Source organism: Nocardia farcinica (assembly GCF_001182745.1).
Taxonomy (GTDB): Bacteria; Actinomycetota; Actinomycetes; order Mycobacteriales; family Mycobacteriaceae; genus Nocardia; species Nocardia farcinica.
In genome coordinates, this window is sequence record NZ_LN868938.1 from 1,990,569 (window position 1) to 2,016,020 (window position 25,452).

The window sequence follows — 25,452 nt, forward strand, 5'->3', positions numbered from 1 at the left end:
CGCTGGATACTTGCGCAAGCAACGATCGTGTGGAGGAGGTCACCGTGGGCATCGGCGACGACGCGGTCGAGGTGCGGGCGCAGGGGTGGCGCACGCTCGCGGCCCTGCACGCCCTCATCGAGTCGGCGCTCGAACGCGAACTCGCCGCGGTCGAGTTGTCGGTGGTCGAGTACACCGTGCTCGACGCGCTCAGCAGGCAGGACGGCTGGCACATGCGCATGCAGCAGCTCGCCCGCGCGACCGCGCTGAGCCCGAGCGCCACCACCCGCCTGGTGAACCGCCTGGAGAATCGCCACCTGCTCCAGCGGGTGCTGTGCGCCGACGACCGCCGCGGCATCTACACCGAACTCACCGCGCCCGGCCGCGCTCTCTACGAACGCGCCAGACCCCTGCACGACGCCGCCCTGGAACGCGCCCTCGACGACGCCGCCGCCCAGCCCGAGCTGGCCCCGGTGGTGGCGGCGCTGCACGACCTGGCGCTGCCACGGGCTACGGCAACACCCGACTGAGCGTGTCCAGCGCTCCCGACCAGGCGTGGTCGGGCGGCGTGCCGTACCCGACCACGACCGCGTCGAGCTGTTCGGCGACCGCGTCCGGATGCCGGAACAGCGACAAGCCCAACAGCGCGAGCCCGTGCCAGGCGGCCGAGCGCAACACCTGCTCCTCGGCGCCCGGGGGCAACCGGACCACCGCGTGCAGACCCGCCGCGATACCGGTGACCCGGACGTCGGGCGCGTGCGTGGCCAGCGCGGCGACCAGGGCGTCGCGGCGTCGTCGATAGCGCAGGCGGGCGGTGCGCACGTGCCGGTCGTAGGCGCCCGAGCGCAGGAATTCCGCGAGCGTCAGCTGATCGAGCACCCCGCAGACGTCGTGCCCGCCGCGCGCGGCCACCACGTCGTCGACGAGGTCGCCGGGCAGCACCGCCCACGACAGCCGAAGCCCCGGCGCCAGTGACTTGCTGGCGGTGCCGAGATAGACCACCCGATCGGGGTCCAAGCCCTGGAGTGCGCCGACGGGTCTGCGGTCGTACCGGAACTCACCGTCGTAGTCGTCCTCGATCACCAGGCCGCCGGTGCGCCGCGCCCAGTCCACGACCGCCGTCCGGCGCTCGGGCGGCAGCGCCTCGCCCATCGGGAACTGGTGGGCGGGCGTCAGCAGCACCGCGCCCGCGCCGGTCACCGGCAGCGGACCCGGATCGGTGCCGCGGTCGTCGTAGGGCAGGGCGACGGTCCGCAGACCGGTGGCCGCCAACAGGTTCCGGTGTGCGCGCAGCCCGTAGGACTCGACGGCCACGGTGTGCACGCCGCGGGCGCGCAGCACCGCGCCGAGCACGGTCAGCGTGTGCGCGAATCCGCCGTCGATCACCACCCGCCGCGACTCGGCACGCACGCCGCGAGCCCGGGCCAGGTACCCGGCGAGCGCGGCGCGCAGGTCGGGCCGACCGCCCGGATCGCCGTAGCCGAAGGACTCGTGCGGCGCCGCCGCGACCGCGCGGCGGGCCGCCTTCAGCCAGTCCCCGCGCGGGAAGGCGGACACGTCCGGGCGGCCCGGCCGCAGGTCGTAGCGCGGCCGGGGGTGGGTCCGCGGGGGCGGCACCGCGCCGTCCGGTGCGGACACGCGGCGTTCGGCGACCCGGGTCCCGGCGCCCTGACGAGCGGTCAACCAGCCCTCGGCGACCAGGTCGGCGTACACGGCCGCGACGGTGTTGCGCGCGATGCCGAGGTCGGCCGCGAGCGTGCGGGAAGACGGCAGCCGGGTGCCCGCACCGAGCCGTCCGGTTCGCACCGCCTCGCGCAACGCGTCGGTCAACCCCCGGCGCAGGCCGGGGCCGGTGCGCTCGAGATGGAGATCGACGCCGGAAATGGCCCATTGTTCTGCCACAGGAATGGACCATATCCCTGGGCCGATTCTTTTCTACCGTCGAGGCATGACCACAGACACCGTCACCACCGAGAACGCCGCCGAACTCCCCGTCCGCCTGCGCTGGGCCGAGCACGTGCCCGACATCTACCGGGCCATGGTCGAGCTCGAGGGCGCGGTGCGCCGCAGCATCGAGCCCACCCTGCACGAGTTGGTGAAGATCCGTGCCTCGCAGCTCAACCACTGCGCCTTCTGCCTGGACATGCACACCAAGGACGCGCTGGCCGCGGGGATGCCGGTCGAGCGGATCATCCAGTTGAGCGCGTGGGAGGAGTCCCGGCACTTCTACACCGAGCGCGAACTGGCGGCGCTGGCGCTGACCGAGGCCGTCACCGTGCTCACCGACGGATTCGTGCCCGACGAGGTGTATGCCGAGGCGGCCGCGCACTTCTCCGAACCCGAACTGGCGACGCTGATCGCGGCCATCGCCACGATCAACGCCTGGAACCGCTTCGGCGTGACCTGCCGGATGACCCCGGGCCACTATCACCCCCGGCCGCACTGACGAGCCGTCTACTGTCAGGAAACGACGGTTAGAATCGGCGGATGGCCGAGCCCACGACTCCCGCCCGGGTGCACCGCGACACCGGCGATCCCGCGCCCGTGCAGCGGGAGGTGGTCGGGGAGCCGCCCACCGGCGGCGACCTGGAGGCCGCGATCGCCCGGCAGGTCCGGGCGTTGCGGCGCGCCGCGGGGCTCTCGGTCGCCGAGATGGCGGCCAAGGTCGGCATCTCCAAGGCGATGCTGTCCAAGATCGAGAACGCGCAGACCTCGTGCAGCCTGTCCACCGTGGCACGGCTGGCCGCGGGTCTGGACGTGCCGGTCACCTCGCTGTTCCGCGGCGCCGACAGCGCGCGGGAGGCGGTGTACGTGCCCGCGGGCAGCGGGGCGGTGATCGTGGGCCGCGGCACCCGGGTCGGCCACCACTACGAGCTGCTCGGCTCGTTGCGGGGGCAGCACAAGCGCCTCGAGCCGGTGCTGGTGACGCTGACCGAGTCCAGCGAGGTGTTCCCCCGCTTCCAGCACGCGGGCACCGAGCTGCTGTACATGCTCGAAGGCGTGATGGTCTACGGCCACGGCGACGCCGAATACACGTTGCGGCCCGGTGATTCGCTGTTGTTGGACGGCGAGGGCATCCACGGCCCGAACGACCTGGTGCGGCTGCCGATCCGCTTCCTGGCGGTGACGGCATACCCGGACAACCACGAGGAGACCTGACCGGGCCGGCCGGGTCCGCGACCCGGCCGGCCCGGCGCGGCAACGAGGTTCAGTCGACGCCCGCCTTGGCGGCATCGGCGGTGATGGACTCGGCCGCGGCCACCGCCTCGGCCGGTACGGGCGCAGGGGTCGCCACGGTCACGCTCTCCACCACGTAGGCGGTCTCGCCGTGGGTGGTCAGGTCGAGGCCGTCGCGTTCGTGCTCGGCGGGCACCCGCAACCCCATGGTCAGGTCGACGGCCTTGGCGATGACGACGGTGACCACGAAGGTGTAGGCCAGCACGGCCAGCACCGCGACGATCTGCCGCCACAGCACGTCCAGCCCGCCACCGTAGAACAGCCCGGCCACCCCGTTCGGCGCGGCCGGATCGGCGAGGAAACCGATCAGCACGGTACCCAGGACGCCCGCGACCAGATGGATGCCCACCACGTCGAGCGAATCGTCCACGCCGAAGCGGTATTTCAGCGACACCGCCAGGCAGCACACGCCGCCCGCGAGCGCGCCGATGAGCAGCGCGCCGATCGGCGCGACGGCGCCGCAGGCGGGCGTGATGCCGACCAACGCCGCGATCAGCCCGGAACTGGCGCCGAGCGAGGTCGCCCGCCCGGTCTCGAGCTTCTCCACCAGCAGCCACGCGCACACACCCGCGCACGCCGCCGCGATCGTGTTCAGCACGACCACCGCGGCGCTGTTGCCCGCGGCCAGCGCCGAACCGCCGTTGAAGCCGAACCAGCCGAAGAACAGGATGCCCGAGCCCAGCATGGTGAGCGGAAGGCTGTGCGGCCGGGGCGGATTCGGGAAGGTGCTGCGCTTGCCGAGTACCAGCACCAGCGCCAGCGCCGCGATGCCCGCGTTGATGTGCACGGCGGTGCCACCGGCGAAGTCGACGGCCTTCAGGGTGTTGGCGATCCAGCCGCCGGCCACCGCGCCGTCGGCGGAGTCGAAGGCGAACACCCAGTGCGCCACCGGGAAGTACACCAGCGCCGCCCACACGCCCGCGAACAGCATCCACGCGCCGAACTTCATCCGGTCGGCCACCGCACCGGAGATCAGCGCCACCGTGATGGCGGCGAACAGCAACTGGAATCCCGACACCAGCGCGGGCGGCAACGCCGGTTCGGCGGGCGCGGCGAGCAACTGCGCCGAGCCGAGGAACTCCAGCGGGTCGCCGAGCAGGCCGAGCCCGCCGAGCGAGTCGCCGAGTACGGCGGAGTAGCCGAACAGGATCCACAACACGCCCACCACGGCGAACGCGCCGAAGGTCATCATGGCCATGTTGAGGGTGTTCTTGATGCTGACCATGCCGCCGTAGAACATGGCCAGACCGGGCACCATCAAGCTCACGGCGGCGAATGCCGCCAGTATCCACGCGGTGTTCGCCGCGGCGATCGCTTCAGTCATCTCGTCCTCATCTCCGGTCGCGGATGGTTTTCAGTAGACGTCGGGCCGGGTTTCCGGCGACGTCGCTCGGGTGACGTTCGTGTGAATGCCGCCGTGTTCGGCCAGCCAGCGCACGCCGGGCTCCCTGGTGCGGGCCAGCCCCTTGTACTCGGCCATGTCGGCGGGTAGTTCGCGTAGCACGGCGTGCAGCCGCGCACCCCATTCGGGCACACTCGCGACCGCGCGGAACGGCAGCAGGTAGGTGCGGATCAGGAACATGATCGCGGCCGAGCAGGGCAGCCGGACCAGGTGCTGGACCTCGGTGCGCAGGAACAGCCGGTCGCCCACCTCGGTGAGCGGCCCCTCAGCCAGGGTCCGGCGGTCGCGTCCCCAGTCGGGATAGGTCTCGGTGGCGGTGTCGAGGCGGCCGTCCACGGTGAGTGTCCAGTTGGTGCGGCGGTAGCTCGCGCCCGGTTCCAGCCGCAGCAGGAAGTCGTGCGCGCGGGTGATCACCCGCTCCCGGTGGATGCGCGGCACCGGCCCGTGCACGCTGAGGAAGTTCATGCCCACGTCGAAGCCGAAGGACCAGTCGGCGGCGAAGGTCACCAGGCCCGCGTCGGCCCACAGTTGTCCTTCGCGCTGGTCCAGCAGCACCACGTCCTCCTGGATCTGGCTGCCGAGATACCGCAGCGGATCGGTCGGCAGGCTCGCCGGATCGCCGTGGACGAAGCGTTGGTCGATGCCGAGTTCGTGGTTGCGCCAGCGGTATTCGTCGCCGTCGCGGTCGAGGATCATCCGGTCCGGGTGGGCGGCGGCCAGATCGGCGAGGACGACCAGCAACGCCTCCCAGGCGGCCGGGACCATGTGCGGCAGCACCGCGTGCCGGGTCGGGTCGTCGGCGAGAATCCGCGCGCGGCAGTCCAGGTCGCGGTGGTAGTGGCGGTCGACGTCGACGCGGTGCGCGCCCCACGTCCCGGCGGCGGTGCGCACCGGCCTCCCGCCGGGTTCGACGTTGGTGCTGTAACGGTAGCGGTCCGCGGGCAGCGGGAACGGGTAGCGGGCGATGTCCTCGGCGGACACCGACAGGGCGGGTGAGGCGGTCATAGATCGAGCTCCAGATGTCCGGCGGCCGCCCGCGACACGCACGCCATCATGCTGTCGCCCGCGGCGCGTTCGTCGTCGGTCAGGTAACTGTCACGGTGGTCGATGGCCCCGGCCCGCACCGGAAGCCGGCATTCCCCGCACACTCCCCGGCGGCACAGGCTCGGCACGCCCGCGCCGTGCGCGTCGAGGACGTCGAGCAGGCCGGCGTCGGCCGGCACCCGCACGGTGGTGCCGCGGCGGCGCAGGTGGGCGGTGAACGGCGCACCACCGGCGGTGACCGGGAGGAAGGCTTCGGTGTGCACCCGCTCCCCCGGCCAGCCGGCCGCGTCCGCCGCGCGGCGGACGGCCTCGATCATCGGTTCGGGGCCGCACACGTACAGGTGGGTGCCCAGTGGGCTGTCGCGCAGCAGGGGGCCCACGGTGTCCCAGAACCGCTCCCGCGAGGTCACCCGGGTCAGCCGGTCACCGCACATCCCCGCCAATTCGGCGGCGTGCGGCGCGGATTCGGGACGGTGCACGTAGACGACCCGGAAGGAGCGGTCCCAGCGCAGTGCCGCGCGAACGTGCGACAAAATCGGGGTCACCCCGATCCCCCCGGCGAGCAGCAGGTGATGGTGGGCCCGGGCGACGGGGGCGAAGTCCCCGCGCGGCGGGCTCACGCGGAGACGTGCCCCGACCGGCAGCCGGTGCAGCCATCGCGATCCGCCGCGCCCGGCCGGGTCGAGCCGCACCGAGATGGTGTAGCGGCTCGGCGCCTCACCCGGTCCGGTGAGCGAGTAGGAGTTGCGCAGGCCCCGGCCCCAGGCGACCGCGATGTGGCCGCCCGGCGGGAAGGCGGGCAGCGGGGCGCCCGCGGGGTCGCGCAGCTCGAGTTCGCGGACGTCGGCGCACAGCATGCGGGCGGCGGCGACGACCAGCTCCAGGTCGGCGGGCATCACAACTCCTCCGCGTGGGGGTGGTATCCGAGGTAGGCGTGCAGCCGCGGCGAGAAGTGGTGGTAGACCGTCAGCGGCACACCGCATGCGGCGCAGCGGGTTTCCGCGCCGACGGCGGCGTCGGTGCGCGAGGTGGTCCGGCAGTGGGCGCAGTAGAGGTCCCGCGCGCCGCCGTCGGCCGGGCCCGCGGTGACGATCTCGGACTCGATCGCGCCCGCGGCCAGGATCGCCGCCCGGCATCGGGACAGGCCCGGCTCGGTGCCGATCACCGCGAACCGCCAGCCCACCCGCGCGAGGGCCAGCACCTCGGTCAGCCGGCGGTCGTCGGTGCCGTCGACCAGGATCGCCGGCTGCCGCCCATCGCGCGCGGGGGTGCGTTCGGCACGGGTGACTCGGTCGGTGAAGCCCCGCGCGTCCGCCAGGGCGGCCGGATCGGTGGCGACAACCACGTAGGTGGTCGCGGCGGTCGCGACGGGCAGTTCGGCGGGATCCCCCGCGGTCCATCGCGGCACGGTGCCGACCGGCCGCGTGATGTCGGTGGCGCTCATCGGTTCAGGGCGCGAACGAACGGTGACCGACGAAGAACGCCAGGGCGCGCGCGGGGGTGGTGAACCGGATGCGCGAGCCCTTCGGGAAGAAGATGGCATCGCGCGGCCCGGCCGTCTCGATCTGGCCGGTGTCGAGGTTCTCCAGGCGGAACTCGCCGTCGAGCACGACCTTCATCTCGTCGTAGGCGTAGTGGTAGTCCAGCGGAGCGTCGGTGTGGCGCAGTTCGAAGTAGCCCGCCGACATCGGTGACCCGTCGGGATTGGCGTAGACGTCGTCGATGTAGGCCGAGGTGCCCGGGTAGTCGGTCGTCGGCATCTGCGGCAGGCTCTGCCAGAAGCCCGAGGTCACGCGGAAGGGCGTCACGGGGGTGTCGACGGTGGGGCCGGGAGAAGTCATCGGGAATCTCCGATCCAGAGTTGGGGATTGAGATGAAACAGAGAGTAACTCCATGAAACGGTCTCGCGAGTTAATAATTCGTTACCCGTAGGCCGGCCGATCGGCCCACCCTCGACATCGCCGAGGTTCAGCCAGGCAATCCGTCACAGGGATCTGATGCGTCGGTAACCTGCGCGTTACGCTCGGGCTGTTTCATCTAGTTCGACAGTAGATCACCACATGAAACAGCGAGGCGCGCAGTGACCGAATCCCACACCTACGTGATCGTCGGCGGCGGCCTGGAAGGGCTCGCCATCGCCTGGTCCCTCGCCGAGCGGGGCGAGACCGATGTCGTGGTGCTCGAGCGCGCGACCCTCTGCTCGGGGATGACCGGCAAATCCAGCGGCGTGGTGCGCTGCCACTACGGCGTGCCCGCGCTCGCGGCGATGTCGTGGTACGGCCTCGACCTGTTCACCCACGCGAGCGAGATCCTCGGCGACGACCTCGGCTTCCAGCAGTGCGGTTACGTCGTCGGCGTGGGCCCGGAGAACATCGATCCGCTGCGGGCCAACGTCGCGATGATGCGCGACCTCGGCATCGACGTGCAGCTGGTCGACCACGACGCGGTGGGTGAACTCTGGCCCGGTCTGCACACCGCGGATTTCGCGGCCTTCGCCTACGAGCCGCTGGGCGGGCGCGGCGACGCCTACCTGGCGGGCATGGCCTTCGCGACCGCCGCCCGCCGCCTGGGGGTGCGCATCCGCCAGTCCACCCCCGTCACGGCCCTGCTGCAGCGCGAATCCGGCGACGTCTACGGCGTCCGGCTGGCCGACGGCGCCGAAATCCACGGCGGCACGGTGGTGCTCGCGGCCGGGCCCTGGTCACCGGCGCTGGCCGCCACCGCGGGCGTCGACCTCGACATCAAGGCCCAGCGCGCCCAGCTGGTGACCGTCGACCAGGGCGCGCCCACCCCGGTGGTACCCGTGCTGTCCGACCTGGCCGGCCTGTCGTATGTCTGCCGCGAGCCCAACGGCGAACTGCTCGTGGGCAATTCCGACCACAGCGCACCGCGGTACATCGACCCGGACCGGTACGTGAACCGGGCCGACGAGTCGACCGTGGGCACGGTCGTCGCCAAGCTGGGGCACCGGCTGCCGGACATGCCGGACCCGCGCATCACCGGCTCCTACGTCGGGGCCTACGACGTCACACCGGACTACAACCCGATCATCGGCCCCGCCCCCGCCGAGGGCCTGTTCCTGGCCGCCGGCTTCTCCGGGCACGGCTACAAGATCTCCCCCGCCGTCGGCCACCTGGTCGCCGACCTGCTCACCAAGGGCACCACCGACCTGCCACACGTCGACCCCCGCGACTTCCGCTACGAGCGCTTCGCCGAGGGCGAGCCGCTGCTGTCCCGCCACCCGTACGCCGGCGCAGGCGAAATGCGCTGAGCCCCACCGTCGTCGATCCCCCACCGATCCTGGAGACCCGCATGGCCATCCACACCGCCCTCGCCCCCGAGACGGCCACCGACACCCTCACCGAACTGGCCCGCGCCACCGGCACCCGCTACATCCTGGCGCTGTTCGTCACCCTGACCGGCAAGCCCTGCGCCAAACTCGTGCCGGTGGAGGCCGCCGACCGGCTCGCCGCCGGTGGCGCCGGATTCGCCGGTTACGCGGCGGGCACCCTGGGCCAGCAGCCCCGCGATCCCGATCTGATCGCCATCCCCGACCCGGCCTCGTTCACCCCGATCCCGTTCGTGCGGCCGGGGCTGGCGCTGGTGCACTGCGATCCGCACGTGGACGGGGCGCCCTGGCCGTACGCGCCGCGCGTGATCCTGGCCGCCACGCTGGCCCGTGCCGCCGCACGGGGCCTCACCGTCAACGTCGGCGCCGAGGTGGAGTACTTCCTCGTCGACCGCGACGGCGACGGGCGGCTGCGCACCGCCGACCGCGCCGACACCAGCAGCCAGCCCTGCTACGACGCCCGCGACGTCACCCGCATGTACGACCACCTCACCGAGGTGTCGGCGGCCATGAACACCCTCGGCTGGGGCAACTACGCCAGCGACCACGAGGACGCCAACGGCCAGTTCGAGCAGAACTTCGACTACGCCGACGCGATGACCACCGCCGACCGCGTGATCACCGCCCGCTACCTGCTGTCGGTGATCGCCGAGAAGCGCGGCATGCGCGCCACTTTCATGCCCAAGCCGTTCACCGACCGCACCGGCTCCGGCATGCACCTGCACATGTCGCTGTGGAACGCGACGGGCCCGCTGTTCCCCGACCCCGCCGACGGCCGTGGTCTCGGCATGTCGGCGACCGCCTACGCGTTCATCGCGGGCATCCTCGAACACGCCTGTGCGTTGCAGGGCGTGCTCGCGCCGACGGTGAACTCCTACAAGCGCCTCGGCGCCACCGCCACCGCCAGCGGTGCCACCTGGTCACCGCGCTACGCCAGTTACGGCGGCAACGACCGCACCCACTACCTGCGGGTGCCCGACCCGCACCGGGTGGAACTGCGCGGCGGCGACGGCTCCGCCAACCCCTACCTCGCCGTCGCCGCCGCACTGGCCGCCGGTCTCGACGGCGTCGACCGCGCGCTCGATCCCGGTGCGCCGGGCGCAGGCGCACGCCACGGCGACATGCTGCCGATGACCCTGCTGCACGCGATGGACGCCCTCGACGCCGACCCGGTGATCAGCGCCGCGCTCGACGGCGCGGGCCCCGGCGTGGCGGCCTATTTCAGCAGGCTCAAGCGCGAGGAGTTCTTCGCCTGGCACAACACGGTCTCGGCCTGGGAGATCGACCACTACCTCACCGCCTTCTGAGGCGAAACACTCGACCCTGCAAGGAGTTCCCATGTGCGGAATAGTCGGGCTGCATCTGCGCGACGCGACCCTCTATCCCCGGCTCGGCGCGCTGCTCACCGGCATGCTCGACCAGCTGTGCGACCGCGGCCCCGATTCGGCGGGCATGGCCGTCTACGGTGACCCCACCTGGTCACCACCCGGCGAGTCGACGGTATCGCTGCTGGACGCGGGCCTGCCCGCCGCCGACCTGGCCGCTCGGCTGACCGCGGCGCTGGGCGTGCCGGTCACCGGTCTCGACCTCGCGCCCACCACGGTGCTGCACGCACCGCTCGACGCCGCCGCGCTGAGCGCGGCCGTGCCGGACATCGCCCCGCACGCCCGGGTGATCGGCTTCGGCACCGATCTGACGGTGCTCAAGGGCGTCGGCCATCCCACCGCGCTGGCGCACCGCTTCGGACTGCCCGCCGCCGCGGGCTGGCAGGGCGTCGCGCACACCAGGATGGCGACCGAATCCGCGGTCACCGCCGCCGGTTCGCACCCCTTCTCGGTCGGGCCGGACCAGTGCCTGGTGCACAACGGCTCGTTCAGCAACCACCGCAGCGTCCAGCACGAACTGCGCCGCGCGGGCGTGGTGTTCGACAGCGACAACGACACCGAGGTCGGCGCGCGGTTCATCGCCGCGCAGCTGGCCCACGGCGTGGACCTGGAGAAGGCGCTGACACTGCTCAACGAACGGTTCGACGGCTTCTACACGCTGCTGGTCGCCGACTCCGAATCCTTCGCCGTCGTGCGCGATCCCATCGCCTGCAAACCCGCCGTGGTCGCCGAGACCGACCGCTGGGTGGCGATGGCCTCGGAGTATCGCGCGCTGGCCGATCTCCCCGGCGTCGCCGACGCCCACATCTTCGAACCCGAACCGGAAGAGGTCTACCTATGGCACCGGCAGTGAGCACCGTCGCCCCCGTCCGTCTCGACGTCACCGCGTCCGGTGTCCGCGAGATCAACGCCCTGCTGCACGGCCCCGACGCGCCGCGGCGGCTCACCCTCACCGAGCCGCGCGGCGCGCACGCCCTGGCCTGCGGGCTCACCGACGACCTCGAGGTCACCGTCGAGGGCCACGTCGGCTACTACTGCGCGGGCATGAACCAGCGCGCGTCGGTGACCGTGCGCGGCAACGCCGGGGTGGGGGTGGCCGAGAACATGATGTCGGGCACCGTCCGGGTCACCGGCGACGCCTCCCAGTCGGCGGGCGCGACCGCGCACGGCGGGCTGCTGGTGATCGAAGGCAACGCCGCGGCCCGCTGCGGTATCTCGATGAAGGGTGTCGACATCGTGGTCGGTGGCGACATCGGGCACATGAGCGCGTTCATGGGGCAGGCCGGACGGTTGGTCGTCTGCGGGGACGCCGGTGAGGCGCTGGGCGATTCGCTCTACGAGGCGCGCCTCTACGTGCGCGGCACGGTCGCTTCGCTCGGCGCGGACTGCGTGGCCAAGCCGATGCGTGCCGAGCACCTGGCCGAACTGCGCGACCTGCTCGCCGCCGCGGGCTTCGACGCCGACCCGGCCGATTTCACCCGCTACGGCTCGGCCCGCACCCTCTACAACTTCCACGTCGACAACGCCGGCGCGTACTGATCAGGAGCAGCCCATGACCACCCTGCCCGACCCCACCCTGCGCGAATCGGCCACCTTCCCGCGCGCCGTCATCGCCGAGATCCAGCGCGCCGCCGAGACCGGTATCTACGACATCCGCGGCTGGGGCGCCAAACGCCCGCTGCCGCACTTCGACGATCTGCTCTTCCTCGGCGCCTCCATGTCCCGCTACCCGCTCGAGGGCTACCGGGAACGCTGCGACACCGACGTGGTGCTCGGCGACCGGCACGCCAAGTTCCCCCTGCACCTCGACATCCCGATCACGATCGCGGGCATGAGCTTCGGTGCGCTCTCCGGCGCGGCCAAGGAGGCACTGGGCCGCGGGGCCAGCGAGGTGGGCACCTCGACCACCACCGGCGACGGCGGCATGACGCCCGAGGAGCGTGGACAGTCCAAACACCTCGTCTACCAATATCTTCCGTCCCGCTACGGCATGAACCCCGACGATCTGCGCAAGGCCGACGCGATCGAGATCGTGCTCGGCCAGGGCGCCAAACCGGGCGGCGGCGGCATGCTGCTCGGCCAGAAGATCACCGAACGGGTGGCGCGCATGCGCACCCTGCCGCAGGGCGTCGACCAGCGCTCGGCCTGCCGCCACCCGGACTGGACCGGGCCCGACGACCTGGCGATCAAGATCGTCGAACTGCGCGAGATCACCGAATGGGAGAAGCCGATCTACGTCAAGGTCGGCGCCACCCGCACCTACTACGACGTCAAGCTCGCGGTGAAGGCGGGCGCGGACGTGATCGTGGTCGACGGCATGCAGGGCGGCACCGCCGCGACCCAGGACGTGTTCATCGAACACGTGGGCATCCCCACCCTGGCCGCCCTCCCGCAGGCGGTTCAGGCGTTGCAGGAACTGGGCGTGCACCGCCGCGTGCAACTGATCGTCTCCGGCGGCATCCGCAGCGGCGCCGACGTGGCCAAGGCGATGGCGCTGGGCGCCGACGCCGTCGCCATCGGCACCGCCGCGCTGATCGCGCTGGGCGACAACAGTCCCCGCTACGCCGACCAGTACGCCGCGCTCGGGTCCGCGGCCGGGTTCTACGACGACTTCCAGGACGGCCGCGACCCGGCGGGCATCACCACCCAGGACCCCGAACTGGCCCGCAACCTCGACCCGGTCGCGGCGGGCCGCCGCCTCGCCAACTATCTGCGGGTCCTCACCATGGAGGCGCAGACGTTGGCCAGGGCCTGCGGCAAATCCCACCTGCGCAATCTCGAACCCGAGGACCTGGTCGCGCTGACCGTGGAGTCGGCGGCGATGGCGCGGGTGCCGCTGGCGGGCACCGGCTGGATTCCCGGCCGGCCCGGACAGCACTGAGGAGTGACGATGACCTTCGACGCGCTCTGGGACTCGATCCGCGAGGTCGGCAGGCACCCGGGCACCGGCGGCTACCGCCGGTTCGCCTGGACCGACGCCGATCTCACGCTGCGGGAGTGGTTCACCGGCTGCGCCACCCAGCGCGGCATGGACGTGGAACAGGACCGCAACGGCAACCTGTGGGCCTGGTGGTTGCCGCCGGGACACACCGGTGAACCGCGCGACGCCTTCGTCACCGGATCGCATCTGGACTCCGTGCCCGACGGCGGCGCCTACGACGGCCCGCTCGGGGTGGTCTCGGCGTTCGCCGCGGTCGACCTGCTGCGCGAACGCGGCATCGTGCCCACCCGGCCGGTCGCGGTCACCGCGTTCTCCGACGAGGAGGGTGCCCGGTTCGGGGTGGCCTGTGTCGGTTCGCAATTGAGCACCGGCGCGCTCGCCCCGGCCCGTGCGCTCGGGTTGCGCGACGCCGACGGCATCACCCTCGCCGAGGCGCTGACCGCGGCGGGCCGCGAGCCACGGCATCTCGGCCCCGACCCCGCGCTCACCGAGCGGGTGGGGGTGTTCGTGGAACTGCATGTCGAGCAGGGCCGCGCGTTGGACCTGGTGGATCGCCCGGTGGCGGTGGCCTCCTCGATCTGGCCGCACGGGCGGTGGCTGTTCCGGTTCACCGGCGAGGCCAACCACGCGGGCGCCACCCGCCTGGCCGACCGCCACGACCCGATGCTCGCCTTCGCCGCCTCGGTGCACAGCGCGCGGCAGGCGGCCCAATTGCACGACGCGGTCGCGACCTTCGGCAAACTGCGCGTGCTGCCCAACGGCGCCAACGCGATTCCCTCGGAGGTGCTGGCCTGGCTCGACGCCCGCGCCGCCGACGAGGTCACCCTCGACGCGCTCGTCGCGCACATCGCCGAGGCGGCGCGCAAGCACGCCGAAGCCGACGGGGTCACCGTCGAGCTGGAGACCGAATCGCTGACCCCGATCGTGGAGTTCCCGGCCGGGCCGCGCGCCCGGATCACCCGCGCGCTGTCCCGGCTCGGTGAGATCCCGGTGCTGCCCACCGCCGCGGGCCACGACGCGGGCATCCTCTCCGCCCGCGTCCCCACCGCCATGCTGTTCGTCCGCAACCCGACCGGCATCTCGCACTCCCCCGCCGAGTACGCCACCCCCGAGGACTGCCGGACCGGTGCGCGGGCGCTGGCGGACGTGATGGGTGAGTGGGTGGCCGCGGGCTGAGCGGCGGGGCACCGGCGAAACCGGCCGGTATGGTGACCCGGGACCGTCGATTGCCTCGGCCGCGACCGGCGCCCGGTTCGCCTCGTCCGATCGAGTGCAGTCGAGCAGACGCATCGATCGGCCGGGAGGACGACGTGGTGGACCGACCGCGCCCACGCTGGGCTCTCATCGGCGCCCCCGGCCGGGCCCGCCGGTCCTTCGCGGCGCCCGCGCCGCACGCGCTGCCCGCCCCTCGGCATCCGGCACGGCTGGTGGTCTGCGGCTTCGCCGCCGCGACCGCGCTCGGCACGCTGCTGCTGATGCTCCCGGTCGCGGCCGAGTCCCGTACGGTGACCGCACCGGTGACCGCGTTGTTCACCGCGGTGTCGGCGGTGTGCGTGACCGGCCTGGTGGTGGTGGACACCGAAAGCCACTGGTCGCTGTTCGGGGAGCTGGTGATCCTGGGACTGGTCCAGGTGGGCGCCCTGGGCATCATGACGGTGGCCTCGCTGTTCGGGCTGCTCGTCGCCCGGCGGATGGGGCTGCGGATGCAGCTGATCGCCCAGACCGAGACCAAGACCGTGCGGCTCGGCGAGATCCGCCGCGTCGTGATCGGCGTCCTGCGGATGAGCCTGCTGGTCGAGGCGGTGGTCGCGACCGCGCTGACCGCACGGTTTCTGTTCGGCTATGACGAGCCGTGGTGGCGCGCGGCCTATCTGGGCATCTTCCACGCGGTCTCGGCCTACACCAACGCCGGATTCGTGCTGTTCACCGACAGCCTGGTCGGCTTCGCCGCCGATCCGTGGATCATGGTCCCGATCACCGTGGCCTTCGTCGTCGGCGGTCTGGGCTTCCCGGTCGTCCTCGAGGTCGGCCGGTCCCTGCGGCGCAGCGCCCGCCGCGGTGTCGCGCACTGGTCGCTGCACACCCGCATCACCCTCGTCACCTACGGGGTGCTGGCGGTGGCGGGCATCCTCGCCATCACCCTGCTCGAATGGACCAACCCCGCCACGCTCGGCCCGCTGGGTCTGCCGGACAAGCTGCTCGTCGGCGGCTTCCACGGCCTGTCCCCGCGCACGTCCGGATTCAACGCCGTCGACGTCGGCGCGATGCATTCCGCGACGCTGTTGATCACCGACGCGCTGATGTTCATCGGCGGCGGCAGCGCGGGCACCGCGGGCGGCATCAAGGTCACCACGTTCGCGCTGCTCGCCTTCGTGATCGTCGCCGAGATCCGGGGCGAGCCGACCGTGCACGTGATGAACCGCAGGCTGGCCGCCGAGGTGCAGCGGCAGGCGATCACGGTGGCACTGCTCGGCGTGGGCACGGTCGTCGCGGGCACGGTCACCCTGCTGACGATCACCGGCATGGCACTGGACGCGGTGCTGTTCGAGGTGGTCTCGGCCTTCGGCACGGTCGGCCTGTCCACCGGCATCACCGCCGAACTCTCCGACCCCGCCCGTATGGTCGTGATCGTGTTGATGTTCATCGGCAGGCTCGGCCCCATCACGTTGGCCACCGCGCTGGCGCTGCGGACCCGGCGCCGCCGCTACGAGCTACCGGAGGAGCGCCCCATTGTCGGGTAGACCACGCAAGCCCGAGACCCGCGTCGTCGTGATCGGGCTGGGCCGGTTCGGCAGCGCGCTGGCCCGCGAACTCGTCACCCACGGCACGGAAGTGCTGGCGCTGGACGCCAATCCGGCGGTGGTGCAGCAGTACGCCGACGAGTTCACCCACGTCTCGGCCGTCGACACCACCGACGCCGAAGCACTCGCCCAGTTGGGGGTGCCCGACTTCCCGCACGCCGTGGTCGGCATCGGCTCGAACATGGAGGCCAGCATCCTCACCACCTCCCTGCTGTCGGACTTCGCGATCCCGCGGATCTGGGCCAAGGCGACCAGCCGCCGACACGGCCAGATCCTCGAACGCGTCGGCGCGCACCATGTGGTGCTGCCCGAACACGACATGGGCGAACGCGTCGCGCACCTGGTGACCGGGCGGATGATCGACTACATCGAGTTCGACGCCGATTACGCGATGGCCAAGACCACCGCCCCGGCGATGAGCATCGGCAAGACCCTCACCGCAAGCGGCCTGCGCAAGCGCTACGACATCACCGTGGTCGCCATCAAACACCGCGGCGGCGAATTCACCTACGCGACACCGGAGACGATCGTCGCGGCCGGCGACGAACTCATCGTCTCCGGCCGCATCGACGAGGTCGAACGCTTCGCCGACCTCACCTGAACCCGGGGGGTTCAGGACCGCAGGTCGCGGCGCTGGAACCGAAGGAATCCGGTCGTCACCAGGACCAGCGCCACCACCACGAGCACCGCGGCGTCGGCCCACGGCATGCCGTTGCGCAGCGGCTCGGCGCCGATGTAGTAGTGGAACGGCGAGAGGTACTTCAGCCAGTCGGCCCCGATGACGCCCGCGAGATTGCCGAGGACATAAGTGAGCACACCCAGTCCGGCGGCCGTCGCCAGCGCGGGCACCCGCTTGCCGAGCGCGGCGCCCAGCCCGATGGCCAACGCGCCGAAAGTGATGCCGAGCAACGCCAGCTGCACGCACTGGGCGGCGAGCCGACCCACCCCGACCTCGTCGAGGTCGGCCGCGGGCCGCACCGCCAGCATGCCGAGGAACACCAGCGCCGCGATGGCGATCGCGCCGGTGACCAGTCCGGCGAACCGCTGCACCGCCAGCGACATCCGCCCCAGCGGGTGGGCCAGCAGCAGATCGAGGTAGCCGGATTCCTCGTCGCCCGCCACCGCGCGGGCCCCGAACGTGACGCCGAAGGCCATCATCAGCAGCGGCAGCAGCAGACCGAACACCGTGGAGCCGAGATAGCCCGCCGCGGAGGCGAAGTCGTCGAGCCGGAGCGCCTCGCGCATGGCCTCCGGGTAACTCTCGACCATCTCGGCTGTTCCGCCCGCGGACACCTGCGGATAGAACGCGGCATACATCAGGCCGATCGCCGCGGTGCCCACCGCCCAGGCGATCAGGCCGCGACGGCTGTCGCCGAGGGTGCGGGTGTAGACGTCAGGCAGCATCGGCTTCTCCGGTGTAGTAGCTGTGGAACAGGTCTTCCAACGCGGGCTCGGTGACCAGCAGGCCCGTCACGTGCAGGCCGGCCAGGGTGCGCAGCAGCGCGTCCGGGCTGCCGGTCACCTGGCAGCGCAGCGTCGTGCCCTCGGTCCGCACCTCGGCCACGCCCGTCAGCCCGCGGAACAGCGCCGGATCGACCGCATGGTCGAAGGTGACCTCGACATCGCGCACCGCGTCGGCGCGCAGCGCGGCGACGGTGCCCAGCGCGACCAGGCGGCCCTCGCGAATGATCCCGACGCGGTCGGCGACCGCCTCGACCTCGCTCATGATGTGGCTGGACATGAACACCGTCTGCCCCGCGGCCTTGGCCTCGGCGACCATCGCCAGGAAGGTCTGCTGGGCCAGCGGGTCGAGCCCGGAGGTCGGTTCGTCCAGGATCAGCAGTTCGGGTTCGTGGGCGAAGGCCTGCACGAGGCCGACCTTCTGCCGGTTGCCCTTCGACAACGTCGAGATCCGTGCCCGCTGATCGAGTTCGAGCCGCTCGCACAGCGCGTCGATTCGCGCGTCGTCCACGCCGCCGCGCAACGCGGCCAGGAACCGCAGCGTGCTGCCGACCCGGCCGCGACCGGGCACGACGAAGTCGCCCGCCAGGTACCCGATCCGGGCGTGCAGGGCGACCGCCTCGGCACGCGGGTCCATGCCGAGTACCGACACACTGCCCGCGGTGGGCCGGATGAGGTCGAGCAGCAACCGGATCGTCGTCGACTTTCCGGCCCCGTTCGGGCCGAGGTAGCCGAAGACCTCGCCGCGCTCGACCGTGAGGGTCAACTCGCTCAGCCCGCGCGCGCCGCCGGTGTATGTCTTCGTGAGCTCGTTCAGCTCGATTGCCTTCACCATACGAGTGAAGGTATCGAGCTTTCAGAGATTTGTAAATATTCAGAACGGTCGAAGTACTGATAACTTGGTGGCATGGGAACGAACGAGCGCTTGCGGGAGGCCGCGGAGAAATTGGCACTGACCCTGTCGGCGGGCGGCGGCATGCAGCGGTCGACCGCCCGGGTGCTGACCGCGTTGCTCTACACCGAGCAGGACAGCATGACCGCCGCCGACCTCTGCGCCGAACTGTCGATCAGCTCCGGCGCGGTGTCGACCGCGATCAAGCACCTGCTGCCGTCGGGCCTGGTCGAGCGCGTACCCGCCCCCGGCAGCCGCCGCGACCACTACCGGTTCCGCCGCGGCGCCTGGGCCGCGCTGATGTCCCAGCAGAACACCCTGCTGGCAACCATGCGTGATGCGGCCGCCGAGGGTCTCGATGCCACCGGGCCCGACACCCCCACCGCCCGGCGCCTGCACGAGATGCAGGATTTCTACACCTTCATGCTCAACGAGCTGGTCCCGCTCATCGACCGCTGGCGCGAGCGCTACGCCGCCGAGCACCCGTAGCCCGGTTTGCGCACTGGGGCGTCTTTACGGCATCTTTACACCCGGTGCGCCGGGAAGTCTGGTCGGCAACCCGGCCCGCAAGCGGTCGGGCCATCGGCGAACGGGCACCAACCATGACTTCACCGCACCACCGACCACGACTGCTGTCCCGAGGCTCTTGGCCCGAGGCACGCCGGATCAGCGGCATCCTGCGCACCGAGACCGCGGGCGGCGCGCTGCTCATCGCCGCCGCCGCCATCGGCCTCATCTGGGCCAACACCCCCTGGTCCGACGCCTACGAACGGCTGCGGGACTTCCAACTCGGCCCGTCCGCGCTGCACCTGAACCTCGCGCTGGAGACCTGGGCGGCCGACGGCCTGCTCGCGGTGTTCTTCTTCGTCGTCGGTCTCGAACTCAAACGCGAGTTCGTCGCGGGCGACCTACGCGATCCGCGGCGGGCCGCCCTACCGGTCGCGGCCGCGGTGGGCGGCATGATCGTGCCCGCGCTGCTGTACTTCGCGGTCAACGTCGGCAACGGCACAGCGGTGAACGGCTGGGCCATCCCCACCGCCACCGACATCGCGTTCGCGCTGGCGATCCTCGCCGTCGTGAGTTCGCACCTGCCGACGGCGCTGCGAACCTTCCTGCTCACCCTGGCGGTCGTGGACGACCTGCTCGCCGTCACGGTGATCGCGGTCTTCTACACCGACGACCTGGACCTGCTCTACCTGGGGCTGGCCCTGCTCCCGCTGGCCGGCTTCGCCGTCGCGGTGCAGCGCGGTGTGCACACGTTCTGGGTGCTGCTGCCGCTGGCTGCGCTCACCTGGTGGCTGGTGCACGAGTCGGGCGTGCACGCCACCGTCGCCGGTGTGCTGCTCGGGTTCACCGTCCCGGTCCTGGCCAAGGCGGGCCGCGACGACAGCGACCACGGCGCGGCCGAGCGGTTCGAGCACCGCATCCGTCCCCTCTCGGCGGGCTTCGCGGTGCCGGTCTTCGCCTTCTTCGCCGCGGGGGTCACGATCGGTGGCCTGGACGGGCTGGTCGATTCGCTCACCGACCGGGTCACCCTCGGCATCGTCGTCGGCCTGGTGGCCGGCAAGGCGCTCGGCATCGTGGCCACCACGTTCCTCACCGCGAAACTGACCCGCGCCGAACTCGACGTCGAACTCAGCTGGCTCGACGTCGCCGGAGTCGCCTTGCTCGGCGGGATCGGTTTCACCGTGTCGCTGCTGATCGGCGAACTCGCCTTCGCCGGCGACCCGACCCGCGAGGACCACGTCCGCATCGGCGTGCTCGTCGGCACGCTCACCGCGGCGTTGCTCGCGACGATCCTGTTGCGCTCGCGCAACCGCGTCTACCGCCGCATCGCCGAGCTGGAGAGTCGCGACGACGACCACGACGGCATCCCCGACGTGTACCAGCATCCGAAGTAACCTCTGCCACCCACCCGGATCACCGCTGCCCCGGCCCGCCGGGACCGGGGCAGCGGCGCCTCGTGATCAGCCCGGCCACCGACAGCTGTAGCGATGGTTCACGCGTGGTGGGCGACCTTGAACGGGGCGGTCAGGCCGCCGTCGACGGGCAGGACGACACCGGTGACGTAGCGGGCCTCGTCGGAGGCCAGCCACAGCAGAGCGTTGCTGATGTCCTCTGGATCGACCCAGGAGATCGGCAGCGCGTGCATGGATTTCATGGCCGCACTCGCCTGTTCGGCGGTGGCGCCGGAGATCCCGCCGGTGAACAACTCGTAGACCGCCGGGTTCTGGATCATCGGGGTGTCGACGTGGCTGGGGCAGATCACGTTGACGCGGATGCGTTCCGGCGCCAGTTCCACGGCCAGCACCTTCATCAGGCCCACGAGACCGTGTTTGGCCGCGGCGTAGTGGGCCAGGTTGGGGAAGGCGATCATGCCCGCCACCGAGCTGGTCAGCACGATCGCCCCGCCGTTGCCCGCCGCGATCATCGACGGTGCCACCGCGCGCACGGTCTTCCACGCGCCGGTGAGATTGATGTCGATCATCTCCTGCCAGTCCGCATCCGAGAGGTGCACCGCCGGTCCGAAGCCGGCGATGCCCGCGTTGACGGACACCACGTCGATCCCGCCGAAGGCATCGAGACCGCGCTGCACGGCCGCCGCCAGCGCGGCGCTGTCGCGGACGTCCGCCTCGGCCGTGACGATCTGTCCCCCAAGGGCTTCCACCAGTTCGACGGTGTGCTGCAGATCGTCGGTGGTGGCACCCGGGTAGGCGGTGGAGTCGAGATCGCGGCAGATGTCGAGGGCGACGATGTTGGCGCCCTCGGCGGCCAGCCGCACCGCGTGCGCACGACCCTGCCCGCGCGCGGCTCCCGTGATGAACGCGGTCTTGCCCGCGAGACGGGCCGTGATCGGCCGCATGCCGGTCACCGGCCGGCCCGCGCGGGCAGGTGCGCGACCGCGCCGTTGGCTTCCGCCAAGTCCCACAGCAGATCCGCGGTGATGATGCCCGCCACCGTCCCGTCGTCGTGGTATCCGACGATCGGTCCGTGGAAGATACCGAACATCAGCGCCTCGTTCTCCTGCTTCGGCAGGTGCACGATGCCCGCGGGTTCGTATACATAGCAATTCGGCCCGATCGGCTCGGCCTCGCCCTCGTAGGCCCAATTGCCGAAAATGTTGTACGCCTCGGCCGCGCCGACGTGCAGATGCAGCGGCGCCTGCGCACCCTCGGAGACGTACAGCAGAATCGAGGTGGCCCCGGTCGTCTCGTTGATGTTGAGCAGTTTGAATGCCGTTCCCGGCATCGGGAACGGCGTCCAGGGAATGCTGTCGCACGGGGTCACGCGCGAGGCGAGGCTGCGGGTGGGGCCCGTCACCGGATTCCCGGCGCGTGCGTGGACCGCGGCAACGGGCGGGTTCTGCGCGGGGTCGAGTCCGGGTCCGTCGTTCGGCACCTGCGGCTGGGCCACGGCCGGCCCGGTGTGGGTGGCGGCATTCGCGGTGAGCGTCATTGTTAGCCTTTCTATGTCGGCTGTCACATCCGCCGACAAATTTGCCCTGGCTCACCGGAGGTGTCCATGTCCTGTTTCGCAAGGACCGTTAGGCGCGGCCTAACATCGCAGCCCGGCGAGGAATGACCGGTGGACTCTCCGCCCGACCTGAACATCCGCGTCCTGCGTTACTTCGTCGCGCTCGTCGAAGCGGGGACCTATACCCGCGCCGCCGCGCAACTGCACGTGGCGACGCCGTCACTGTCCCAGCAGATCAGCAAACTCGAACACGATCTCGGGGTGCGCCTGGTGGAGCGCGACCACCGCGGGGCGCGGCTCACCGCGGCCGGGACGGAATTCCTGCCACTGGCCGTCGACCTGTTGTCGACGCACGATCGCGCCGTCGGCATGATGCGCAGACACCGGCGCGCCGAACATCACCGGATCCGGATCGGTTTCTATGCGACGATGGCCGGCCCTCGCACCCGGGAGATATTGGACTCCTTGCGCACGATTTCTCCCGCCACCACCGTCGAATTGGTGCAAGTGAGCTGGGGCGACCAGGTGCGCGCCGTCCTCGACGGCCGCGTCGACGTCGCTTTCGCCCGGCCACCACTGGATACCGCGCACGTGCGGACATTTCCGGTGTTCACCGAGAAGCGAGTGCTCGCGATGTCGGCGAACCATCCACTCGCCCGTTTTCCCGAATTACGGATCGCCGACATGTCCGGCGTGGTCCAGGTGGACACCGACAACGTTCCCGAAGAATGGCGCCGCTGGTGGTCGGTGGACCCGCGGCCGGACGGCACCGCGGTGCGTTACGGCCCGTTGGTGCACGGCGCCGAGGAAATGTTGGAAGTGGTCGCGAACACCGACGCGGTAGCGATCACCGCGGAAAGCCTGGTGATGGCATTTCCCCGCCCGGATATCGTCTATCGACCCATTGTGGACATCGAACCGGCGCGAATCGTGCTGGTCGCCCCCTCCGACGACCGCCCCGCCGTCCGGGCGCTCGTCCGCGCGGTCACCGGTGATTGACTGCGCCTAGTGCGGATGCCCCTTCGCCATGTTCGGAAGGGGCGCCGCAGAACTGCTCGACGGTGTCCGTCAGTAGACGATCAGGGGTGTCCGTCAGTAGACGATCAGGCCCTTGACGTTCTCCGCGTTGCGCATCGCCTCGTAGCCCTCGTTGACCTGTTCGAGGGTGTAGGTGCGGGTGATCATCTCGTCCAGCTTCAGCTGGCCTTCCATGTAGAGGCGCAGCAGGTGCGGGATGTCGAAGCGGATGTTGGCGTTGCCGAACCAGGCGCCCTTGAGGGTCTTGCGCATGGCGGTGAGGTCGAACAGGTTGAGGGTGACGTCACTGGTCTCCAGGTCGCCGACGGAGACGTTCACGCACACACCGCCCTTGGCGACCAGGCTCATCGCCTGCCCGATCAGCGCGCCGCTGGCGACGCCGACGGTGATGAGCACCTTGTCGGCCAGGTAGCCCCAGGTGAGGTCCTGCACCAGCGGCAGCGCCTCCTCGACGGTGGCCACGGCGTGGGTGGCGCCGAACACCTTGGCCTGCTCGCGCTTGACCGGCGACGGGTCGACCAGCACCACGTGCCGGGCCCCGGCCAGCGCGGCGCCCTGCACCGCGCCGCACCCGACGCCGCCCATGCCGAGCACCACGACCGTCTCGCCCGCGGACACGCCCGCGGCGTAGACCGAGGAGCCCCAGCCGGTGGTGACGCCGCAGCCGACCAGCGCGGCCTTGTCCAGCGGGACGTCGTCGGTGATCTTCACGCACGACGCCTCGTTGACCACCGTGTAGGGCGCGAAAGTGCCGAGCAGGCAGAGGATTCCGGCGTCCTTGCCGCGCACGTGATGGCGGGCGGTGCCGTCGGAGACCTGGTAGCCGTCGAGCAGGTGCGCGCCGAGGTCGCAGATGCTGGACTGGCCGTTGGCACAGGGCCTGCACCGGCCGCAGGCCGGGATGAAACCGAGCGCGACGTGGTCGCCGGGCTTCAGGTTGGTGACGCCGGGGCCGACCTCGCGGACCACGCCCGCGCCCTCGTGACCGCCGATGAACGGATAGAAGCTCACCGGCACGCTGCCGTCGCGGACGTGCTCGTCGGAGTGGCACAGGCCCGAGGCCGCGAGCTCGACGAGCACCTCACCGTATTTCGGTGCGTCCAGCTCGAGCTCCTCGATCTGCCACGGGGCGCCGGGCTCCCACAGAACCGCTGCTTTCGACTTCATCGTCGTGTCCTCTCTCCTCGAACCGGCCCGGCACAGCGGGCTGTGCGCGATCTGGGTCGAGTCTGTTCGGCGCGACGACGGATTACTTGTGCGCAGGCGTACAGCTGTTTGGCCATTCGCGCACCGGCGCGCGGCGGTCGGGCCGGGACGCGGCCAGCCGGTACTGCCGCGGGGTCATCCCGTAGGCGGCTTTGAAGAGCTTGGAGAAGTGCGAGGCGTCGGCCAGCCCCCACCGCGCGGCGACCGCGCTGGTGGAACGGTCGATGCGCGGATCGGCGAGATCGCGGCGGATGCGTTCGAGTCTGCGCTGGCGGATCCAGGTGGTGACCGTGGTGCCTTCGGTCTCGAACAGCCGTTGCAGGTAGCGCACCGAGATGTGGTGGGCGGCGGCGATGTCGGGCACGCTCAGCATCGGGTCGGCCAGGTGCGCATCGATGAACGCCTTGACCTGCACCAGCAGCCCGGCGCCCGCCGAGCGCGCGCGTTCCTCGACGCCGCCGAATTCGGCGACCGCCGCGGTGAGCAGATCCAGCACCGCGTCGGCGATGTGGATGTCGCGGCTGAGATCGCCGCATGCCAGGGTGGCCGGGATGGCGCGCAGGAACGGCGCCAGCAGCGCACCCACGCCGCCGCGGCCGCCGATCCGGCGGGCGGTGATCTCGGTGAGTTCCGCGGCGCGGATCTGCCAGGACTCGCGCGGGAACATCGCCACGATCATCTGGAACGGCTGGTCGAAGTGCAGGGTGTAGGGGCGGCCGGTGTCGTAGACGGCCAGATCGCCCGGCCCCAGGACCGCGGTGCGGCCGTCCTGGACGACGGCCCCGCGCCCGCGGGTCTGCAGGCCGAGCTTGATGTAGCCGGGGTCGGCGCGGCGGATGGCGCGCGGGTCGCGTTCCACCCGCACCGGACCGCCGCCGACCTCGTTGAGCTGCAACGAGCCCACTTCGTGACAGCTGAGCGTGCCGTCGAAGCCCGCCGCGGTCAGCGGGGTGGCGGTGAGGGGGACGAAGGCGTGCGAGATGGTCTCCTGCCATGTGTCGAACCGCTCCGCGGAGGGCGGTGTCGCGGCCGGTGCGAGAGTGCTCATACGACGACTCCGGTGTGGTCTCCTCCCGGGCTCCTGCGCGCCCGCGATCCCGGAATTATTACCGACTGTTCGGTCAGTAATCAAGGGGTCGGCATGCCCGCACCCGCCGACGCTCGGCCCGTCGAAACCATCACGTGTGTCTGTCCGCATCGAGTCGATTCCCGACAAGGTGCCGATTTTGCTTCCCAAAAAAAC

Annotated in this window: 26 protein-coding genes; 14 read left to right on the forward strand and 12 right to left on the reverse strand. The window is 71.2% G+C overall.

The genetic code is table 11. The features are described 5' to 3' along the window. The first annotated feature begins 44 nt into the window (after nucleotides 1–44). On the forward strand, nucleotides 45–509 hold the full coding sequence (locus AMO33_RS09690) for a MarR family winged helix-turn-helix transcriptional regulator (RefSeq protein ID WP_060593404.1): 465 nt from the start codon (nucleotides 45–47) through the stop codon (nucleotides 507–509). On the opposite strand, the gene pdxR is transcribed toward AMO33_RS09690, so the two are convergent. Beyond that, entirely contained in the window at nucleotides 490–1,881 is a 1,392-nt protein-coding gene (gene pdxR, locus AMO33_RS09695; RefSeq protein WP_060592114.1) for a MocR-like pyridoxine biosynthesis transcription factor PdxR, read from the reverse strand. The genes AMO33_RS09690 and pdxR overlap by 20 nt on opposite strands. Nucleotides 1,882–1,927: 46 nt before the next feature. On the opposite strand from pdxR, the gene AMO33_RS09700 reads away from it, so the two are divergent. Then, nucleotides 1,928–2,425, forward strand: a complete 498-nt coding sequence (locus tag AMO33_RS09700) for a carboxymuconolactone decarboxylase family protein (protein ID WP_011208643.1) — start codon at nucleotides 1,928–1,930, stop codon at nucleotides 2,423–2,425. A gap of 41 nt (nucleotides 2,426–2,466) precedes the next feature. Continuing rightward, entirely contained in the window at nucleotides 2,467–3,138 is a 672-nt protein-coding gene (locus tag AMO33_RS09705; RefSeq protein WP_041560055.1) for a helix-turn-helix domain-containing protein, read from the forward strand. Between the two features lie 49 nt (nucleotides 3,139–3,187). Here AMO33_RS09705 and AMO33_RS09710 read toward each other — a convergent pair whose 3' ends face one another. Genes AMO33_RS09710 through AMO33_RS09730 form a run of 5 tightly spaced genes read right to left on the reverse strand, consistent with a single transcriptional unit; the run spans nucleotide 3,188 to nucleotide 7,503 of the window. Continuing rightward, nucleotides 3,188–4,540 carry an ammonium transporter gene (locus AMO33_RS09710; RefSeq protein WP_060592116.1) on the reverse strand — a complete coding sequence of 451 codons (1,353 nt, stop codon included), beginning with the start codon at nucleotides 4,538–4,540 and terminating at the stop codon, nucleotides 3,188–3,190. 30 nt (nucleotides 4,541–4,570) lie between these two features. Further along, nucleotides 4,571–5,623, reverse strand: coding sequence for a heme-dependent oxidative N-demethylase family protein (locus tag AMO33_RS09715; RefSeq protein WP_060592119.1), 1,053 nt, complete (start codon nucleotides 5,621–5,623; stop codon nucleotides 4,571–4,573). Then, nucleotides 5,620–6,558: a PDR/VanB family oxidoreductase gene (locus tag AMO33_RS09720; RefSeq protein WP_060592121.1), complete on the reverse strand. Its 939-nt coding sequence runs from the start codon at nucleotides 6,556–6,558 to the stop codon at nucleotides 5,620–5,622. Before AMO33_RS09720 ends, AMO33_RS09715 begins: the two co-directional genes overlap by 4 nt. Next, complete coding sequence (locus AMO33_RS09725; RefSeq protein ID WP_060592123.1) at nucleotides 6,558–7,106, reverse strand: dimethylamine monooxygenase subunit DmmA family protein; 549 nt, start codon at nucleotides 7,104–7,106, stop codon at nucleotides 6,558–6,560. The genes AMO33_RS09720 and AMO33_RS09725 overlap by 1 nt, the downstream gene beginning before the upstream one ends. 4 nt (nucleotides 7,107–7,110) lie before the next feature. Further along, complete coding sequence (locus AMO33_RS09730) at nucleotides 7,111–7,503, reverse strand: cupin domain-containing protein (protein WP_060592125.1); 393 nt, start codon at nucleotides 7,501–7,503, stop codon at nucleotides 7,111–7,113. Nucleotides 7,504–7,742: 239 nt separating this feature from the next. Between AMO33_RS09730 and AMO33_RS09735 the strand changes: the two genes are divergently transcribed. From AMO33_RS09735 to AMO33_RS09770, 8 genes are all read left to right on the forward strand, one after another. Further along, nucleotides 7,743–8,933 (forward strand): NAD(P)/FAD-dependent oxidoreductase, encoded by a 1,191-nt coding sequence (locus AMO33_RS09735; protein ID WP_060592127.1) that lies wholly within the window; start codon nucleotides 7,743–7,745, stop codon nucleotides 8,931–8,933. 41 nt (nucleotides 8,934–8,974) lie between these two features. Then, entirely contained in the window at nucleotides 8,975–10,318 is a 1,344-nt protein-coding gene (gene glnT / locus AMO33_RS09740; RefSeq protein ID WP_060592129.1) for a type III glutamate--ammonia ligase, read from the forward strand. Nucleotides 10,319–10,349: 31 nt separating this feature from the next. After that, nucleotides 10,350–11,249, forward strand: coding sequence for a class II glutamine amidotransferase (locus AMO33_RS09745; RefSeq protein ID WP_060592131.1), 900 nt, complete (start codon nucleotides 10,350–10,352; stop codon nucleotides 11,247–11,249). Continuing rightward, nucleotides 11,234–11,935, forward strand: coding sequence for a GltB/FmdC/FwdC-like GXGXG domain-containing protein (locus AMO33_RS09750; RefSeq protein ID WP_060592133.1), 702 nt, complete (start codon nucleotides 11,234–11,236; stop codon nucleotides 11,933–11,935). The genes AMO33_RS09745 and AMO33_RS09750 overlap by 16 nt, the downstream gene beginning before the upstream one ends. A gap of 13 nt (nucleotides 11,936–11,948) precedes the next feature. Then, nucleotides 11,949–13,277, forward strand: a complete 1,329-nt coding sequence (locus AMO33_RS09755; RefSeq protein WP_060592135.1) for an FMN-binding glutamate synthase family protein — start codon at nucleotides 11,949–11,951, stop codon at nucleotides 13,275–13,277. Between the two features lie 9 nt (nucleotides 13,278–13,286). Further along, nucleotides 13,287–14,513, forward strand: coding sequence for an allantoate amidohydrolase (locus tag AMO33_RS09760; protein ID WP_060593405.1), 1,227 nt, complete (start codon nucleotides 13,287–13,289; stop codon nucleotides 14,511–14,513). 134 nt (nucleotides 14,514–14,647) lie between these two features. Then, complete coding sequence (locus AMO33_RS09765; protein WP_197657685.1) at nucleotides 14,648–16,078, forward strand: TrkH family potassium uptake protein; 1,431 nt, start codon at nucleotides 14,648–14,650, stop codon at nucleotides 16,076–16,078. Then, nucleotides 16,068–16,739, forward strand: a complete 672-nt coding sequence (locus AMO33_RS09770) for a potassium channel family protein (RefSeq protein WP_060592137.1) — start codon at nucleotides 16,068–16,070, stop codon at nucleotides 16,737–16,739. The genes AMO33_RS09765 and AMO33_RS09770 overlap by 11 nt, the downstream gene beginning before the upstream one ends. Before the next feature lie 11 nt (nucleotides 16,740–16,750). On the opposite strand, the gene AMO33_RS09775 is transcribed toward AMO33_RS09770, so the two are convergent. Both AMO33_RS09775 and AMO33_RS09780 read right to left on the reverse strand, forming a co-directional pair. Further along, the gene (locus tag AMO33_RS09775) at nucleotides 16,751–17,542 is read right to left on the reverse strand and encodes an ABC transporter permease subunit (RefSeq protein WP_060592139.1); all 792 of its coding nucleotides are present in this window, start codon (nucleotides 17,540–17,542) and stop codon (nucleotides 16,751–16,753) included. Then, nucleotides 17,532–18,434: an ABC transporter ATP-binding protein gene (locus AMO33_RS09780; RefSeq protein ID WP_060592141.1), complete on the reverse strand. Its 903-nt coding sequence runs from the start codon at nucleotides 18,432–18,434 to the stop codon at nucleotides 17,532–17,534. The genes AMO33_RS09775 and AMO33_RS09780 overlap by 11 nt, the downstream gene beginning before the upstream one ends. Before the next feature lie 72 nt (nucleotides 18,435–18,506). On the opposite strand from AMO33_RS09780, the gene AMO33_RS09785 reads away from it, so the two are divergent. After that, entirely contained in the window at nucleotides 18,507–18,980 is a 474-nt protein-coding gene (locus tag AMO33_RS09785) for a GbsR/MarR family transcriptional regulator (RefSeq protein ID WP_060592143.1), read from the forward strand. 113 nt (nucleotides 18,981–19,093) lie between these two features. Beyond that, a complete protein-coding gene (gene nhaA / locus AMO33_RS09790) occupies nucleotides 19,094–20,392 on the forward strand; it encodes a Na+/H+ antiporter NhaA (protein ID WP_076573503.1) in 1,299 nt (432 codons plus the stop codon). A 98-nt stretch (nucleotides 20,393–20,490) separates the two neighbouring features. On the opposite strand, the gene AMO33_RS09795 is transcribed toward nhaA, so the two are convergent. Together AMO33_RS09795 and AMO33_RS09800 are read right to left on the reverse strand one after the other, a co-directional pair. Then, complete coding sequence (locus AMO33_RS09795; RefSeq protein WP_269947524.1) at nucleotides 20,491–21,345, reverse strand: mycofactocin-coupled SDR family oxidoreductase; 855 nt, start codon at nucleotides 21,343–21,345, stop codon at nucleotides 20,491–20,493. Nucleotides 21,346–21,359: 14 nt separating this feature from the next. Continuing rightward, nucleotides 21,360–21,947: a cupin domain-containing protein gene (locus tag AMO33_RS09800; RefSeq protein WP_060592145.1), complete on the reverse strand. Its 588-nt coding sequence runs from the start codon at nucleotides 21,945–21,947 to the stop codon at nucleotides 21,360–21,362. 129 nt (nucleotides 21,948–22,076) lie between these two features. Between AMO33_RS09800 and AMO33_RS09805 the strand changes: the two genes are divergently transcribed. Beyond that, nucleotides 22,077–22,964: a LysR family transcriptional regulator gene (locus tag AMO33_RS09805; protein WP_060592147.1), complete on the forward strand. Its 888-nt coding sequence runs from the start codon at nucleotides 22,077–22,079 to the stop codon at nucleotides 22,962–22,964. 93 nt (nucleotides 22,965–23,057) lie between these two features. Here AMO33_RS09805 and AMO33_RS09810 read toward each other — a convergent pair whose 3' ends face one another. Then, nucleotides 23,058–24,170, reverse strand: a complete 1,113-nt coding sequence (locus AMO33_RS09810; RefSeq protein ID WP_011208628.1) for an NDMA-dependent alcohol dehydrogenase — start codon at nucleotides 24,168–24,170, stop codon at nucleotides 23,058–23,060. Nucleotides 24,171–24,252: 82 nt separating this feature from the next. Beyond that, nucleotides 24,253–25,257: an AraC-like ligand-binding domain-containing protein gene (locus AMO33_RS09815; protein ID WP_060592149.1), complete on the reverse strand. Its 1,005-nt coding sequence runs from the start codon at nucleotides 25,255–25,257 to the stop codon at nucleotides 24,253–24,255. Nucleotides 25,258–25,452 lie beyond the last annotated feature (195 nt).